The 12,849-nt window shown below is 73.8% G+C and carries 12 protein-coding genes; 7 read left to right on the forward strand and 5 right to left on the reverse strand.

The window, feature by feature from the left end; translation table 11 throughout:
* Window positions 1–210 precede the first annotated feature (210 nt).
* From ACZ7LS_RS00460 to ACZ7LS_RS00490, 7 genes are read left to right on the forward strand one after another with little or no spacing between them, the layout of a single operon-like run.
* Window positions 211–1,311 (forward strand): ADP-ribosylglycohydrolase family protein, encoded by a 1,101-nt coding sequence (locus ACZ7LS_RS00460; protein ID WP_385132309.1) that lies wholly within the window; start codon window positions 211–213, stop codon window positions 1,309–1,311.
* Complete coding sequence (locus tag ACZ7LS_RS00465; protein ID WP_385132312.1) at window positions 1,308–2,906, forward strand: ADP-ribosylglycohydrolase family protein; 1,599 nt, start codon at window positions 1,308–1,310, stop codon at window positions 2,904–2,906. Before ACZ7LS_RS00460 ends, ACZ7LS_RS00465 begins: the two co-directional genes overlap by 4 nt.
* Window positions 2,815–4,041 (forward strand): ADP-ribosylglycohydrolase family protein, encoded by a 1,227-nt coding sequence (locus tag ACZ7LS_RS00470; RefSeq protein WP_385132315.1) that lies wholly within the window; start codon window positions 2,815–2,817, stop codon window positions 4,039–4,041. The genes ACZ7LS_RS00465 and ACZ7LS_RS00470 overlap by 92 nt, the downstream gene beginning before the upstream one ends.
* Window positions 4,038–5,441, forward strand: a complete 1,404-nt coding sequence (locus ACZ7LS_RS00475) for an ADP-ribosylglycohydrolase family protein (RefSeq protein ID WP_385132318.1) — start codon at window positions 4,038–4,040, stop codon at window positions 5,439–5,441. Before ACZ7LS_RS00470 ends, ACZ7LS_RS00475 begins: the two co-directional genes overlap by 4 nt.
* Window positions 5,438–6,322, forward strand: a complete 885-nt coding sequence (gene rbsK, locus ACZ7LS_RS00480) for a ribokinase (RefSeq protein ID WP_382525461.1) — start codon at window positions 5,438–5,440, stop codon at window positions 6,320–6,322. The genes ACZ7LS_RS00475 and rbsK overlap by 4 nt, the downstream gene beginning before the upstream one ends.
* Complete coding sequence (locus ACZ7LS_RS00485; RefSeq protein ID WP_382525463.1) at window positions 6,319–7,605, forward strand: CaiB/BaiF CoA transferase family protein; 1,287 nt, start codon at window positions 6,319–6,321, stop codon at window positions 7,603–7,605. The genes rbsK and ACZ7LS_RS00485 overlap by 4 nt, the downstream gene beginning before the upstream one ends.
* The gene (locus tag ACZ7LS_RS00490; RefSeq protein ID WP_382663832.1) at window positions 7,602–8,411 is read left to right on the forward strand and encodes an HpcH/HpaI aldolase/citrate lyase family protein; all 810 of its coding nucleotides are present in this window, start codon (window positions 7,602–7,604) and stop codon (window positions 8,409–8,411) included. The genes ACZ7LS_RS00485 and ACZ7LS_RS00490 overlap by 4 nt, the downstream gene beginning before the upstream one ends.
* A 48-nt stretch (window positions 8,412–8,459) precedes the next feature.
* Here ACZ7LS_RS00490 and lgt read toward each other — a convergent pair whose 3' ends face one another.
* From lgt to trpM, 5 genes are all read right to left on the reverse strand, one after another.
* On the reverse strand, window positions 8,460–9,419 hold the full coding sequence (gene lgt / locus ACZ7LS_RS00495; RefSeq protein ID WP_382525467.1) for a prolipoprotein diacylglyceryl transferase: 960 nt from the start codon (window positions 9,417–9,419) through the stop codon (window positions 8,460–8,462).
* 69 nt (window positions 9,420–9,488) lie between these two features.
* Window positions 9,489–10,355, reverse strand: coding sequence for a DsbA family protein (locus ACZ7LS_RS00500; RefSeq protein ID WP_382663836.1), 867 nt, complete (start codon window positions 10,353–10,355; stop codon window positions 9,489–9,491).
* A 76-nt stretch (window positions 10,356–10,431) separates the two neighbouring features.
* Complete coding sequence (gene trpA / locus ACZ7LS_RS00505; protein WP_382876071.1) at window positions 10,432–11,244, reverse strand: tryptophan synthase subunit alpha; 813 nt, start codon at window positions 11,242–11,244, stop codon at window positions 10,432–10,434.
* Window positions 11,241–12,476: a tryptophan synthase subunit beta gene (gene trpB, locus ACZ7LS_RS00510; protein ID WP_382525473.1), complete on the reverse strand. Its 1,236-nt coding sequence runs from the start codon at window positions 12,474–12,476 to the stop codon at window positions 11,241–11,243. The genes trpA and trpB overlap by 4 nt, the downstream gene beginning before the upstream one ends.
* Before the next feature lie 195 nt (window positions 12,477–12,671).
* Window positions 12,672–12,845: a tryptophan biosynthesis modulator TrpM gene (trpM, locus tag ACZ7LS_RS00515; protein WP_382525475.1), complete on the reverse strand. Its 174-nt coding sequence runs from the start codon at window positions 12,843–12,845 to the stop codon at window positions 12,672–12,674.
* Between the last annotated feature and the right edge of the window lie 4 nt (window positions 12,846–12,849).

The following is a 12,849-nucleotide window of genomic DNA, read 5'->3' on the forward strand; positions in this document are numbered from 1 at the left end:
GCTCCCGCCAGCAAGGAAGGCCGTACTTACCGGCGTTGGGCGCGGTCGCTCACCGGCGTCGGGCCGGGTCGCTCACCGGCGTCGGGCCGGGTCACGGCGCGGATGTCACCCGGGTGACAGCGGGGTTTCCCGGACTCCCCCGGCCCTCCGTGTGGCACAGATGCGGAGACACGGATGCGGTGTCACAGGCTCGCGCGAAAGGGCCACGCCATGGAGTCAGTCCCTCGCGATCCCGCGGCCGGGTCGGCCGACGCGCCCGAGACGGTCGACGCGGTCGAGACGGTCGACGCGGTCGAGACGGTCGACGTGACCGATCCGGTCGCGGTGCTCCGGGACCGGGCGCGCGGTGCCCTGCTCGGGCTCGCCGTCGGCGACGCGATCGGCGCCCCGGCGGAGAACATGCGGCCCTCCGAGATCCGCCGCCGCTGGGGCCGTATCGAAGGGTTCGTGACCGACAGTCCCGCGGGCACCGACGACACCGAGTACGCGATCTTCTCGGGGCTCCTGCTCGCCCGGCACGGCTCGGCCCTGACCGTCGCGCATGTGGAGAACGCCTGGCACCACTGGCTGGCGGACCACGACGAGGGCCCGTTCCGCGGGGCCGGCTTCAGCGAGCGCGGCACGCTGGAGAACCTGCGGCGCGGGCTCGCGGCGCCCATCACGGCCCAGCACCGGCACGCCTGGAGCGACGGGCTCGCGATGCGCGCCGCGCCGTTCGGCGTCTTCGCCGCGGGCCGCCCCGAGGAGGCCGCGCGGCTGGTCGCCGTCGACGGCCGGGTCAGCCACGACGGCGAGGGCATCTACGGCGGCCGGGCGGTGGCGGCCGGGGTCGCCGCCGCGATGGGCGGCGCCGGACCGGCCTCGGTGATCGCCGCCGCGCTCTCCGTGGTCCCGATGGACTCCTGGACGGCCCGCACCCTGCGCCGCGGGGTCGTCGCCGCGCAGCGGGCGTACCCCGACACCCTCACGATGGAGCGCGCCGTCCGCTCCTCGGTGGTCATCGGCGGCTACCCCTGGACCGATCTGGCGCCCGAGGCGGTGGGCCTGGCCTTCGGCGCGTTCGCGGCGGCGCGCGGGGACTTCCGTACGTCGGTCCTGACGGCGGTCAACATGGGCCGCGACGCCGACACCACCGCGGCGGTCGCGGGCGCCCTGGCGGGGGCGATGTCGGGGGCGGCGGCGATCCCCGGGGAATGGTCCTCGGCCATCGGCCCGGTCCGGGGCAGCTGCCTGCCCTCGATGCGCGGCTACCACGTACTGGACATCGCGGACCTGCTCATGCCGGACTACGACGAAAGGGTGGCGTCATGACAGCGAACGAGCGGACCCGGACCCGCGAGGACCGGGCGTGGGCCGAGGCACCCCACCCGCCGGAGCCCCCCGGCGGCCGGTGCGCGGCGGCCGGGAGCCGCTCCCCCGACGCCGCCCCTTCCGACGCCGCGCCTCCGGATGCCGCCGCCCGCGAGGCCATCGCCCGCGACGGCGTGCCACTCGACACCGTCCCTCCCGACGCCGCCCCTCCCCATGCCGCCGATCCCGACGCCGTCCCTCCCGACGCCGCCCCTCCCGACGCCGTCGGCCCCGGCGCCGTCCCCCTCCGCCGGATCGAGGGGCTGCTCCTCGGGCTCGCCGCCGGGGACGCCGCCGGATGGCCCGCCGCCCGGCACCGCGCCGCGCGGATGCCCGAGTGGACGCGCCGGCTCACCCGCGAGCTGGACACCTTCGCCGAGCAGAACGCGACCACCACCCTCCCCGTGCCCATCGCGCTCAACCAGCCCCCCGAGCCGCTCAGACTCGGCCCCTCCGACGACGCCGAGTGGGCCGCCTTCGCCGCCGAGTCCGTGCTCACCGCCGCCGGTGACCTCTTCCAGGACCTCGGCGCCGACCGCAGGATGCGCGCCGCCGTCGATCTCGCGTGGAACGCCCTCGCCTGCGAGATCGCCGCCGCGGCGGCCCGCGCGCCCGAGGTCGAGTCGGCCGTACCGCCCCTGCGGGCACGCATCTCCGTACGCGCGGGCCTCGGGAATCTCGCCACCGGACTGCGCCCGCCCGCCACCGGCCATGACAACCCGCACTACTTCGACGACGCCGCCTGCGTACGGGCCGTCGTGCTCGCCGCCGTCCACCCCGGCGATCCGGCCGCCGCCGCCGAACTCGCCGAGTTCGACGCCCGGTACACCCAGGACGGCGACGGCGTGCACGGCGCCCGCGCCATGGCCGCGGCCGTCGCGACCGCGCTCGGCGGCGGGGACACCGAGGCCGCCGTGGAAGCCGCTCTCGACCAGCTGCCCGAGCCCACGGAGATCGGCCGCAACGCCCGTCACGCCGTCAAGCTGGCCCGTGACTTCGCCGGTGAACCGGCCGGTGCCTTCGCGCTCGTACCGCTTCTTGAGCATCAGATCGTCGACCACGTCTACAGCTACGGCATCGCCGCGGCCGAGACCGTGCCCGTCGCCCTCGCCCTGGCCCTCGCCTCCGGTGGCAGCGTCGCCGGAGCGGTGCCCGCCGCCGCCTGCCTCTCCAGGGTCGCCGACTCCGCCCCCGCCCTGGCCGGCGCGCTGACCGGCGCGCTCGGCGGGGGCGACGCCGTACCGGCCACCTGGCGGGACGCCTGCCGGACCCTGCCGGGGTGTGCGCTCCCCCGGCTCGCCGGGACCGATCTCGTCGAACTCGCCGGACTGCTCGCAGCCACGGAACTGACCACTCCGGGTGGACAATTCCGACATGACGCCACAGTCCGGTGCGACACCCCAGCCAGGTACGACACCACAGTCCGGTACGACATCCCCGTCCGGTACGACATTCCAGCAGGGCATGACACCGAAGAGCGCGACGAGCGCGCCCCCGCCGACCCTTCCCCTCACCGACCGGATCACCGGCTGTCTGATCGGCGCGGCCGTCGGTGACGCGCTCGGCGGCCCGGTCGAGGGGTACTCCCCCGAGCAGATCGTGGAACGGCACGGCGGCCGGGTGACCGGCATCGTCGGACCGTGGAACGAGGACTGGCGCACCGCCCGCCCGCTCGCCCCGTACCACAAGGGCGACGGGCACATCACCGACGACACCCTCATGACGCACGCGCTGATCCGGGTGTACGAGAAGGTCCGCGACCATCTCGACGCGTACGCGGTCGCCGGCCATCTCGTGCCCGACCTGATCTCCACGCCCCGCTGGATCCCCGAGCTGGAGGCCGAGGCGCTGCCGCTCCAGCGGATCTTCCTCGCCGAGAAATGGCTGGTCACCCGATTGCACTACGGGCATGTCGATCCACGCGAGGCGGGCACGGGAAACATCGTCAACTGCGGTGCGGCGATGTACATGGCACCCATCGGTCTGGTCAACGCGGCGCATCCGGCCGCCGCCTACGCCGAGGCGATCGAGGTCGCGGGCGCACACCAGTCGTCGTACGGGCGGGAGGCGGCCGGGGTGTTCGCCGCCGCCGTGGCCGCCGCGTGTCTGCCGCACGCCACACCCGCCTCGGTGGTGGCGGCCTGTCTGGACCTGGCGAACGACGGCACGCGCGCGGCGATCGAGGCGGTCTGCGCGGTGGCCGCCCGGCACCGCGACACGGAGTCCGCGCAGCGCGGGCTGCGCGAGGCGGTCGCGCCGTTCGACACCGTCGGCCCGCACTACCGGGCCCCGTCGCTCGGCGCCCGCCGCCCCTCCCGGCTGCACTCCATCGAGGAACTCCCCATCGCGCTGGGCATGTTGCTGATCGGCGCGGGCGACTACCGCCGTACGGTCCTCGGCTCGGTCAACTACGGCCGGGACTGCGACTCGATCGCCACGATGAGCGGCGCGCTCGCCGGGGCGCTGGGCGGCGAGGCGGCCGTCCCCGCCGAGTGGGCGCGGGACGTGGCCGAGGCGAGCCGCCTCGATCTGCACGCCCCCGCGCGGGCGCTGACGAAGGTGGCGTACGAGGTGTTCGCCCGCGATACGGAACGGCGCCGCGCGCACGAGGCGGCCTTCGTCGAGCTGACGGCGTCCCAGGTGACGGCCCCTCATCTCGCTGCGGCTCAACAGCCGGCGGGCGTGCGATGACGGACCTGCGTCTCACCTGGGTGCAGCCCGAGGACCTGATCGGTCATGAACTGCGCCAGGCCGCCGAGGACGGCCGCGACGCCGCCCGGATCGCCGCACGCTGGCACGCGGCGGGCGGCCTGCCCGCCCCGGACCGCGCGGGCGCCTCCCCGGTACCCGCCACCTCCCGGCTACGGTCGCTGGCGGCCGGGCTGCTGGACGAACTGGCCCTGCTGCCCGCGCCCCTCGCGGACGCGGAACCGACGGATCTGCCCGCGATCCGGGCCGCCTGCCCCGCCTGGCCCGGCACCCCGCGTGAGCCGTCGCCCGCCCTCTCCGTCCCCCGGCTGCACGCCGCCTGGCTCGGCCGGGCCGTGGGCTGTCTGCTGGGCAAACCCGTCGAGAAGCTCCCCCTCGCCGGCATCCGGGCCCTCGCCCGCGCCACCGGCAACTGGCCGCTGCGCACCTGGTTCACGGCCGAGGGGGTGCCGGACGAGCTGGCCGCCGCGTACCCGTGGAACCGCCGCTCCGCGCCGGTCTCGCTCGCCGAGAACATCGACGGGATGCCCGAGGACGACGACCTCAACTACCCCCTGCTCACGGTGGAACTGCTCCGGCGCCACGGCCGCGGCTTCACCACCGCCGACGTCGCGCGGCTCTGGCTCGACGAACTGCCCGCCGGACGTACGTTCACCGCCGAACGCGTCGCGTACCGCAATCTGCTCAGCGGGATCGAGCCGCCGGAGACCGCCCGGTACCGCAATCCGTTCCGGGAGTGGATCGGGGCGGCCATCCGCGCGGACGTCCACGGCTGGACCAACCCCGGCGACCCGGCGGCCGCCGCCGCGCAGGCGCACCGGGAGGCGACACTCACCCATACGGCGAACGGGGTGTACGGAGCGATGTTCGTCGCGGCCGTCATCGCCGCGGCGGCCCGCACCGACGAGGTGCACGGCTGTCTGAGGGCCGGGCTGTCCGTCGTACCGCCGCGCTCCCGCCTCGCCGGGGCGGTCGCCTTCGGGATCGAATCCGCCCGCGCCCACCGGGACTTCGAGACCGTGGCCGACACGCTCCACGCCGCCTACGGCCACTACCACTGGGTCCACGTCCTGCCCAACGCCGCGCTGCTGGCCGCCGCGCTGACCCACGCGGACGGCGACTTCAGCGGCTCCATCTGCCGTGCGGTGTCCGGGGGCTGGGACACCGACTCGAACGGCGCGACGGCAGGATCCGTCGCCGGGCTGCTGGCCGGCCATCCGGCCAGGCTGCCCGAGCGCTGGACCGCCCCGCTCAAGAACCGGCTCGCCACCTCCGTCGCCGGGTTCGACGGCATCGGTTTCGACACGCTCGCCGAGCTGACCCGTGCCGTGGCCCATGGCCCGGCCGGGCGGGAGCCGCGGAGGGAGGCGCGTCGCACATGAGCGGCATCGTGGTGCTCGGCAGCGCCAACATGGACCTCGTCGTGTATGTCGCGCATGCCCCGAAGCACGGGGAGACCGTGACGGGCCGGGAGTTCCGTACGATTCCCGGCGGCAAGGGCGCCAACCAGGCCGTCGCCGCCGCCCGTCTCGGCGGTCAGGTCGCGATGATCGGCGCGGTCGGCGCGGACGAGTACGGGGAGCTGCTGCGGCACACCCTCGAAGCCTCCGGGGTCGACACGGATCTCCTGCGCACCGACGAGGGGGCCTCGGGCACCGCCCATATCGTGGTCGACGACGAGGGCGGCAACGCGATCGTCGTCATCCCGGGGGCGAACGGTACGTTCAGCGGGCTCGGCCCCGGCGACGAGACCGTGATCGCCGCCGCCGACGCCCTGCTCCTCCAGCTCGAACTGCCCCTGCACGCCGTACTGGAAGGCGCGGAGGCGGCACACCGGCACTCCGTACGGACCGTTCTCACCCCCGCGCCCGCCCAGCCCCTGCCGCCGGAACTCCTCGCCGCCGTCGATCTGCTCGTCCCCAACGAGCACGAGGCGGCCACGCTCACCGGGTTCGCCGCCCCGCACGCGGCGGCCGAGGCCCTGCTCCGGCAGGTCCCCGAGGTCGTGATCACCATGGGAGCGGCGGGGAGTCTGTACGCGGCCCGTGGCGCGGCGCCCGTGACGGTGACCGCGCCCCGGGTGCCCGCCGTGGACACCACCGGCGCAGGTGACACCTATGTGGCCGCCCTCGCCGTCGCGCTCTGCGAGGGCCTCCCCATGCCCGAGGCGATGCGCTGGGCGTCGGCCGCCGCCGCGCTCTGCGTGCAGCGCCCCGGGGCGTCCACCTCCATGCCGTACCGCACCGAGATCGAGGTCCGATGACCGCGCACGCCCCCAGCAGCCCCGCCCCCGGACAGCCTGAATCCGGCCGGCCCGCCCCAGCACAGCCGAACCCCGCCGAGGCCGCCACCGGCCGGCCCGCCCCGCCCCTCGCCGGTCTGCGCGTCCTCGACCTCGCGACGCTCTTCGCGGGCCCGCTCGCCGCCACCATGCTCGGTGACTTCGGCGCCGAGGTGATCAAGATCGAGCACCCCACCCGCCCCGATCCGTCGCGCGGACACGGCCCCGCGAAGGACGGCGTGGGCCTGTGGTGGAAGCTCCTCGGCCGCAACAAGCGCCCCATCACCCTCGACCTCTCCACCCCGGGCGGCCGTGATCTGCTGCTCAGGCTGGCCGCCGGGGCCGATGTGATCATCGAGAACTTCCGGCCGGGCACCCTGGAGAGATGGGGCCTCGGCTGGGAGGAGCTGTCCGCCGCCAACCCCCGGCTCGTACTCGCGCGGGTGACGGGCTTCGGACAGTTCGGCCCGTACTCCCACCGGCCCGGCTTCGGCACACTCGCCGAGGCCATGAGCGGGTTCGCCGCCGTCACGGGCGAGCCGGACGGGCCGCCCACCCTGCCGCCCTTCGGTCTCGCCGACTCGATCGCCGCGCTGGCCACGGCGTACGCGGTGATGACGGCGCTCAGCGGCCGGGCCGGCACGGGCCGCGGCCAGGTGGTGGATCTGGCGATCATCGAGCCGATCCTCACGGTCCTCGGCCCGGGGCCCCTCTGGTACGACCAGCTCGGCTACGTACAGCCACGCACCGGCAACCGCTCCCGCAACAACGCCCCGCGCAACACCTACCGCACGGCCGACGGCTCCTGGCTGGCGGTCTCCACCTCCGCGCAGTCCATCGCCGAGCGTGTGATGCGCCTGGTGGGCCGCCCGGAGCTGATCGACGAGCCGTGGTTCACCACCGGCAGCGGGCGCGCGGACCACGCCGGCGTACTGGACGACGCCGTCGGCGACTGGATGGCCCGGCACACCCGCGAGGAGGCCATGGCCGAGTTCGAGAAGGCGGAGGCCGCGGTCGCGCCCGTCTACGACATCCGCGACGTCATGGCGGACCCCCAGTACCAGGCCCTGGACACCATCACCGAGGTCCCCGACCCGGAGCTGGGGCCCCTCAGGATGCAGAACGTCCTCTTCCGGCTCTCCGAGACCCCCGGCGCCATCCGCTGGGCGGGCCGCCCGCACGGCGCGGACACCGACAGCGTCCTGACCGAGCTGGGCCTGTCCGGAACCGAGATCGCCGCGCTCCGCTCGGCGGGCGCGCTGTGACGGCGCCGCTCACCTGCCCGGCCCCGCTCACCTGGCTGTATGTGCCCGGGGACCGGCCGGAGGTGATGGCGAAGGCGCTGTCCTGCGGCGCGGAAGTCGTGATCGTCGACCTGGAGGACGCGGTGGCGCCCGATCGCAAGGAGTACGCGCGCGCCGCCACCGCCGAGTTCCTCTCGGCCCCCCACGAGACCCCGGTCCATGTCAGGATCGCCGACGAACGCGACCTGCCGTCGCTGGTCGGCCTCCCGGGACTGTCCGGGCTGCGCGTTCCGAAGGTCAGCCACGCCTCGGACCTCCACCGCGTCGCCTCGCGCGCGCCCGGGGTCGCGCTCTACGCGCTGCTCGAATCGGCTCTCGCCGTGGAACACGCCCACACCATCGCCACCGCCCACCCGGCGGTCCGTGGCATCGCCCTGGGCGAGGCCGATCTCCGCGCGGATCTGGGGGTACGGGACGACGCGGGCCTGGACTGGTCGCGCGGCCGGGTCGTGGTCGCGGCCCGCGCGGCGGGTCTGGCACCGCCCGCGCAGTCGGTCTACCCCGACGTGCGGGACCTGGACGGTCTCGCGGCGTCCTGCCGCCACGGCAGGGCGCTGGGGCTGGTCGGCAGGGCGGCGATCCATCCGCGCCAGCTGCCGGTCATCGAGCGGGCGTATCTGCCCACGGCCCGGGAAGTCGTCGAGGCCGAGGAGATCATCGAGGCGGCGGCCGACGCGGGGGCCCGCGCGCTGCCCGACGGCCGTTTCGTGGACGCGGCGATCGTGGCGGCGGCGCGCAGAACCCTGTCGCTCGCCGCCCGCCGCTGACACGCGGGCGGCGCTGCTTCCGCGACGCGCCCCGGAGGCCCGAAGACCTCAGCCGCGTCCGTCCGAGGCCGCTCCGGACACCGGATCCTCCGCCTTCCCGGCGGCTCCGGGCGCCTCGGCGGTCACGGCGTCCTCACCGGAGCCGGTCCCCGCGGACTCCGCGGTGCCGCCGTCCTTCTTCGCGGCGACGGCGTCCTTGTCCGGTTCCACGATCTCCTCGCGGCCGGGCCTGACCTTGCTGGAGACCACCAGATAGACGACAGCGAGGACGAAGAGGATCATCGCGGTCCACACATTGAGCCGGAGGCCCAGGATGTGGTGCGCCTCGTCGACCCGCATGTACTCGATCCAGGCACGGCCCGTGCAGTACGCCGCGACATAGAGCGCGAAGACCCGGCCGTGTCCGAGCTTGAAGCGACGCTCGGCCCAGATGACCAGCGCGGCGACCCCGAGGCACCACAGGGACTCGTACAGGAACGTCGGGTGGTAGAGGCCGGCCTCCCGGTTGGGGCCCTCACTGATCTTCAGCGCCCACGGGAGATCGGTCGGCCTGCCGTACAGCTCCTGGTTGAACCAGTTTCCCCAGCGGCCGAAGGCCTGGGCGACGGCGAGGGCCGGGGCCAGCGCGTCGGCGAACGGCGGAAGCGCGATCCCCCGGCGGCGGCAGCCGATCCACGCGCCCACCGCGCCCAGCATCACCGCGCCCCAGATGCCGAGGCCGCCTTCCCAGATCTTGAAGGCGTCGACCCAGTCGCGCCCCTCACCGAAGTACAGCTCGTAGTCGGTGATGACGTGGTACAGCCGGCCGCCGAGCAGACCGAACGGTACGGCCCAGACGGCGATGTCCGTGGTCGTTCCCGGCTTGCCGCCACGGGCGACCCAACGCCGGTTGACGATCCAGAGGGCGACGAACAGGCCGACGAGAATGGCGAAGGCATAGCCGCGCAGCGGGAGCGGTCCGAGGTGGATTACTCCGGTCGACGGGCTGGGAATGTATGCAAGGTCCATGGCAGGACCGACGCTACAGTGCCGGACGGGACCCGCGGCAACCCGTCCGGCAACTTCTGCATAACGAGCTCAGGCCGGCGGGGTCCCCGCGGGCGTCGATTCGACCGGGATCGACGAGGGCGCGGACGGCGTGGTCGTCCCCGCCTTCTTGCCCTTGTTGGCCTCCCTGACCCATTTCTTCAGGTTGTCGGGGGTGATGTTCTCGGCGCCCTTCTTCGGGAAGACCGACTGACCGTTGAGCAGCACCGTCGGCGTCCCGGAGAATCCGCCCGTGCGGAACGCCTCCGCGGACTTGTTCACCCAGTCGTCGTGCTTGCCGTCGTCCACGCACGCCCGGAAACCGGGCGCGGACTCCAGCCCGTCGACCTTGCCCGCCAGCTCCAGCAGATGGCTGTTCTTGGCGAAGGCGTCGTCCGTCTCCGCCGGCTGGTTCTGGTAGAGCACGTCGTGGTACGGGGCGAACTCGCCGGCGTCCTGCGCGCACGCCGCCGCGTTGGCCGCGCGCAGCGAGCCCGTACCGCCCATGTTGCCGTCGATGATCGTGGCGAGGTGGTATTCGACCTTGAGTTCCCCCGCCTTCTCCAGCTCCTGGATCGTGCTCCTGAAGCCGTTCTCGAACTGGGCGCAGGCCGGGCAGCGGAAGTCCTCCCACACCGTGAGCGTGGACGGCGCGTCCGTCGCTCCCACGGGGATCGCCAGATCGTCCTTGCCCGTCAGCCCCGACGGAGCGCTGACCGGGCCCCCCGCGCTGTCCGCCTTGTCCTTGCCGGCGTTCGCGACGACCAGCCCGACCACCGCGACGAGGCCGAGGACCCCGACCACCGCCGCGGAGACGACCAGGGTGCGCCGGCGCTTCTCCCGCGTCCTGTCCGCCGCACGTTCCTGCTGGAGCCGCTCTCTCGCGCTCCGTTTTTCCTCACGGTTCTTCTCGCTCACGCCCACAGCAACGAACCGGGGAGGCGCCTACGCACCTCCCCGGTCCCAGGTCCACCCGTACGGGTGAGATCACCCGTCAGCGCTTGCGAACGCCCTCGGCCAGCTCACCGGCGAGCGCGCGGACGGCGGCCAGTCCCGCCACCTCGTCCTCCGCGTCCAGCATCCGCTTCACGAACGCGGACCCGACGATCACACCGTCCGCGAATCCGGCGACCTCGGCCGCCTGCTCCGCGTCGGACACCCCGAGCCCGACACAGACCGGCAGCCCGGTCGTGGCGCGCGTACGGCCCACCAGGTTCCTGGCCTCCAGGCCCACCGAGGCACGCGTACCGGTGACGCCCATCAGCGACGCGGCGTACACGAAGCCACTGCCCGCCGCCGTGATCTTCGCCAGCCGCTCGTCCTTGCTGCTCGGAGCCACCACGAACACGGTCGCCAGCCCGTGCTTCTCGGCGTGCTCACGCCACAGCGCGGACTCCTGCACGGGCAGGTCAGGGAGAATGCACCCGGCGCCGCCCGCCTCGGCCAGCTCGGCGGTGAACCGCTCGACCCCGTACCGGTCGATCGGGTTCCAGTAGGTCATCACGAGCACCGGCTTACCGGTCGCCTCGTACGCCTCGCGGACCGTCCGCATCACATCCGCGATCTTCACACCGCCCCGCAGCGCGATGTCGTCGGCGGTCTGGATGACGGGCCCGTCGAGCACGGGGTCGCTGTGCGGCAGCCCCACTTCCACCACGTCCGCGCCCCCGTCGAGGACGGCCTTCACGGCCTCGATCCCGCCGTCCACGGTCGGGAACCCGGCGGGAAGATACGCGATCAGCGCGGCGCGGTCCTCGGCCTTCGCCGCCGCGAGCGTGTCACTCAGCAGCTGGATGTTCCCGCTCACTTGGTGCCCTCCCCGTCGTACAGCCCGAAGTAGCGGGCGGCCGTGTCCATGTCCTTGTCGCCGCGCCCGGACAGGTTGACGATGATCAGCCCGTCCTCGCCCAGCTCCCGTCCGACCTCCAGCGCGCCGGCCAGCGCGTGCGCGCTCTCGATCGCCGGGATGATGCCCTCCGTACGCGACAGCAGCAGCAGCGCCCGCATCGCGTCGTCGTCGGTCACCGCCCGGTACTCCCCGCGCCCGCTGTCCTTGAGATACGCGTGCTCGGGCCCGATGCCCGGATAGTCGAGACCGGCCGAGATCGAGTACGGCTCGGTGATCTGGCCCTCCTCGTCCTGGAGGACGTACGACCGCGACCCGTGCAGGATGCCGGGCTCGCCGGCGGTCAGGGTGGCGGCGTGCTCCCCGGTCTCGATCCCGTGCCCGGCCGGCTCACAGCCCACCAGCCGCACGCCCGCGTCGGGGATGAACGCGTGGAAGAGCCCGATCGCGTTGGACCCGCCCCCCACACACGCCACAGCGGCGTCGGGGAGCCGCCCGGCCCGCTCCAGGATCTGCCGCCGCGCCTCGACGCCGATGACCCGGTGGAAGTCCCGGACCATCGCGGGGAAGGGGTGCGGTCCCGCGACCGTCCCGAACAGATAGTGCGTACGGTCCACATTGGCGACCCAGTCGCGGAACGCCTCGTTGATGGCGTCCTTCAGCGTCCGGCTCCCGGACTTCACGGGCACGACCTCGGCACCGAGCATCCGCATCCGGGCCACGTTCAGGGCCTGGCGCTCGGTGTCGATCTCGCCCATGTAGATGGTGCATTCGAGCCCGAACAGCGCACAGGCGGTCGCGGTCGCGACCCCGTGCTGCCCGGCGCCGGTCTCGGCGATGACGCGGGTCTTGCCCATCCGCTTCGTCAGCAACGCCTGCCCCAGCACATTGTTGATCTTGTGGGAGCCGGTGTGGTTCAGATCTTCCCGCTTGAGGAACACACGGGCGCCACCTGCGTGCCCGGCGAACCGCGGGACCTCGGTCAGCGCGCTGGGCCGGCCGGTGTAGTGGACCAGGAGGTCTTCGAGTTCGGCGGCGAAGGCGGGATCGCCCTTGGCCTTCTCGTACTCGACGGCGACCTCGTCGACGGCGGCGACGAGGGCCTCGGGAATGAACATGCCGCCGAAGGCACCGAAGTACCCTTCGGCGCTCGGGACATGACCGTCGGGGTCAGGAACGAAAAACTCGGACACGCGAGAACTCCTCGGAAACAACGGAGACGGAGGGGGAGCACCGTGTCGCGCCAAGGCGGGACGCCCCCGCACCCGGCAACGGACGCGAGGGGACGGGCCACGGAGGCACGGCACCGTACGCACAGCGCACAGTCACCGCACCCCGGGCACGGCACCGCGCGACGCACAGTCACCGCACCCTCGGCCCGGCCACGCCTAACGCGCGGCCCCGCGCCATCGCATCCCGTTGACCTGACCCGGCTCATCGCCGATCACGTACCGCACCCGCCGCCCGTGCACCCGCCGCGCCGGCGCACGGCAGCCACGCGGCCGGCACCCACGCGCCAGCGGCGCGTGCGGCACACGCACGGCAGCGAAAGTCACGGACACGGCG

This window comes from Streptomyces sp. NPDC039430 (genome assembly GCF_055639435.1).

Coding starts and splice junctions, on each gene's coding strand:
- ACZ7LS_RS00475 (WP_385132318.1), top strand. CDS start 4,038: ATGACGGACCTGCGTCTCACCTGGGTGCAGCCCGAGGACCTGATCGGT.
- rbsK (WP_382525461.1), top strand. CDS start 5,438: ATGAGCGGCATCGTGGTGCTCGGCAGCGCCAACATGGACCTCGTCGTG.
- ACZ7LS_RS00465 (WP_385132312.1), top strand. CDS start 1,308: ATGACAGCGAACGAGCGGACCCGGACCCGCGAGGACCGGGCGTGGGCC.
- ACZ7LS_RS00485 (WP_382525463.1), top strand. CDS start 6,319: ATGACCGCGCACGCCCCCAGCAGCCCCGCCCCCGGACAGCCTGAATCC.
- lgt (WP_382525467.1), bottom strand. CDS start 9,419: ATGGACCTTGCATACATTCCCAGCCCGTCGACCGGAGTAATCCACCTC.
- ACZ7LS_RS00470 (WP_385132315.1), top strand. CDS start 2,815: ATGACACCGAAGAGCGCGACGAGCGCGCCCCCGCCGACCCTTCCCCTC.
- ACZ7LS_RS00460 (WP_385132309.1), top strand. CDS start 211: ATGGAGTCAGTCCCTCGCGATCCCGCGGCCGGGTCGGCCGACGCGCCC.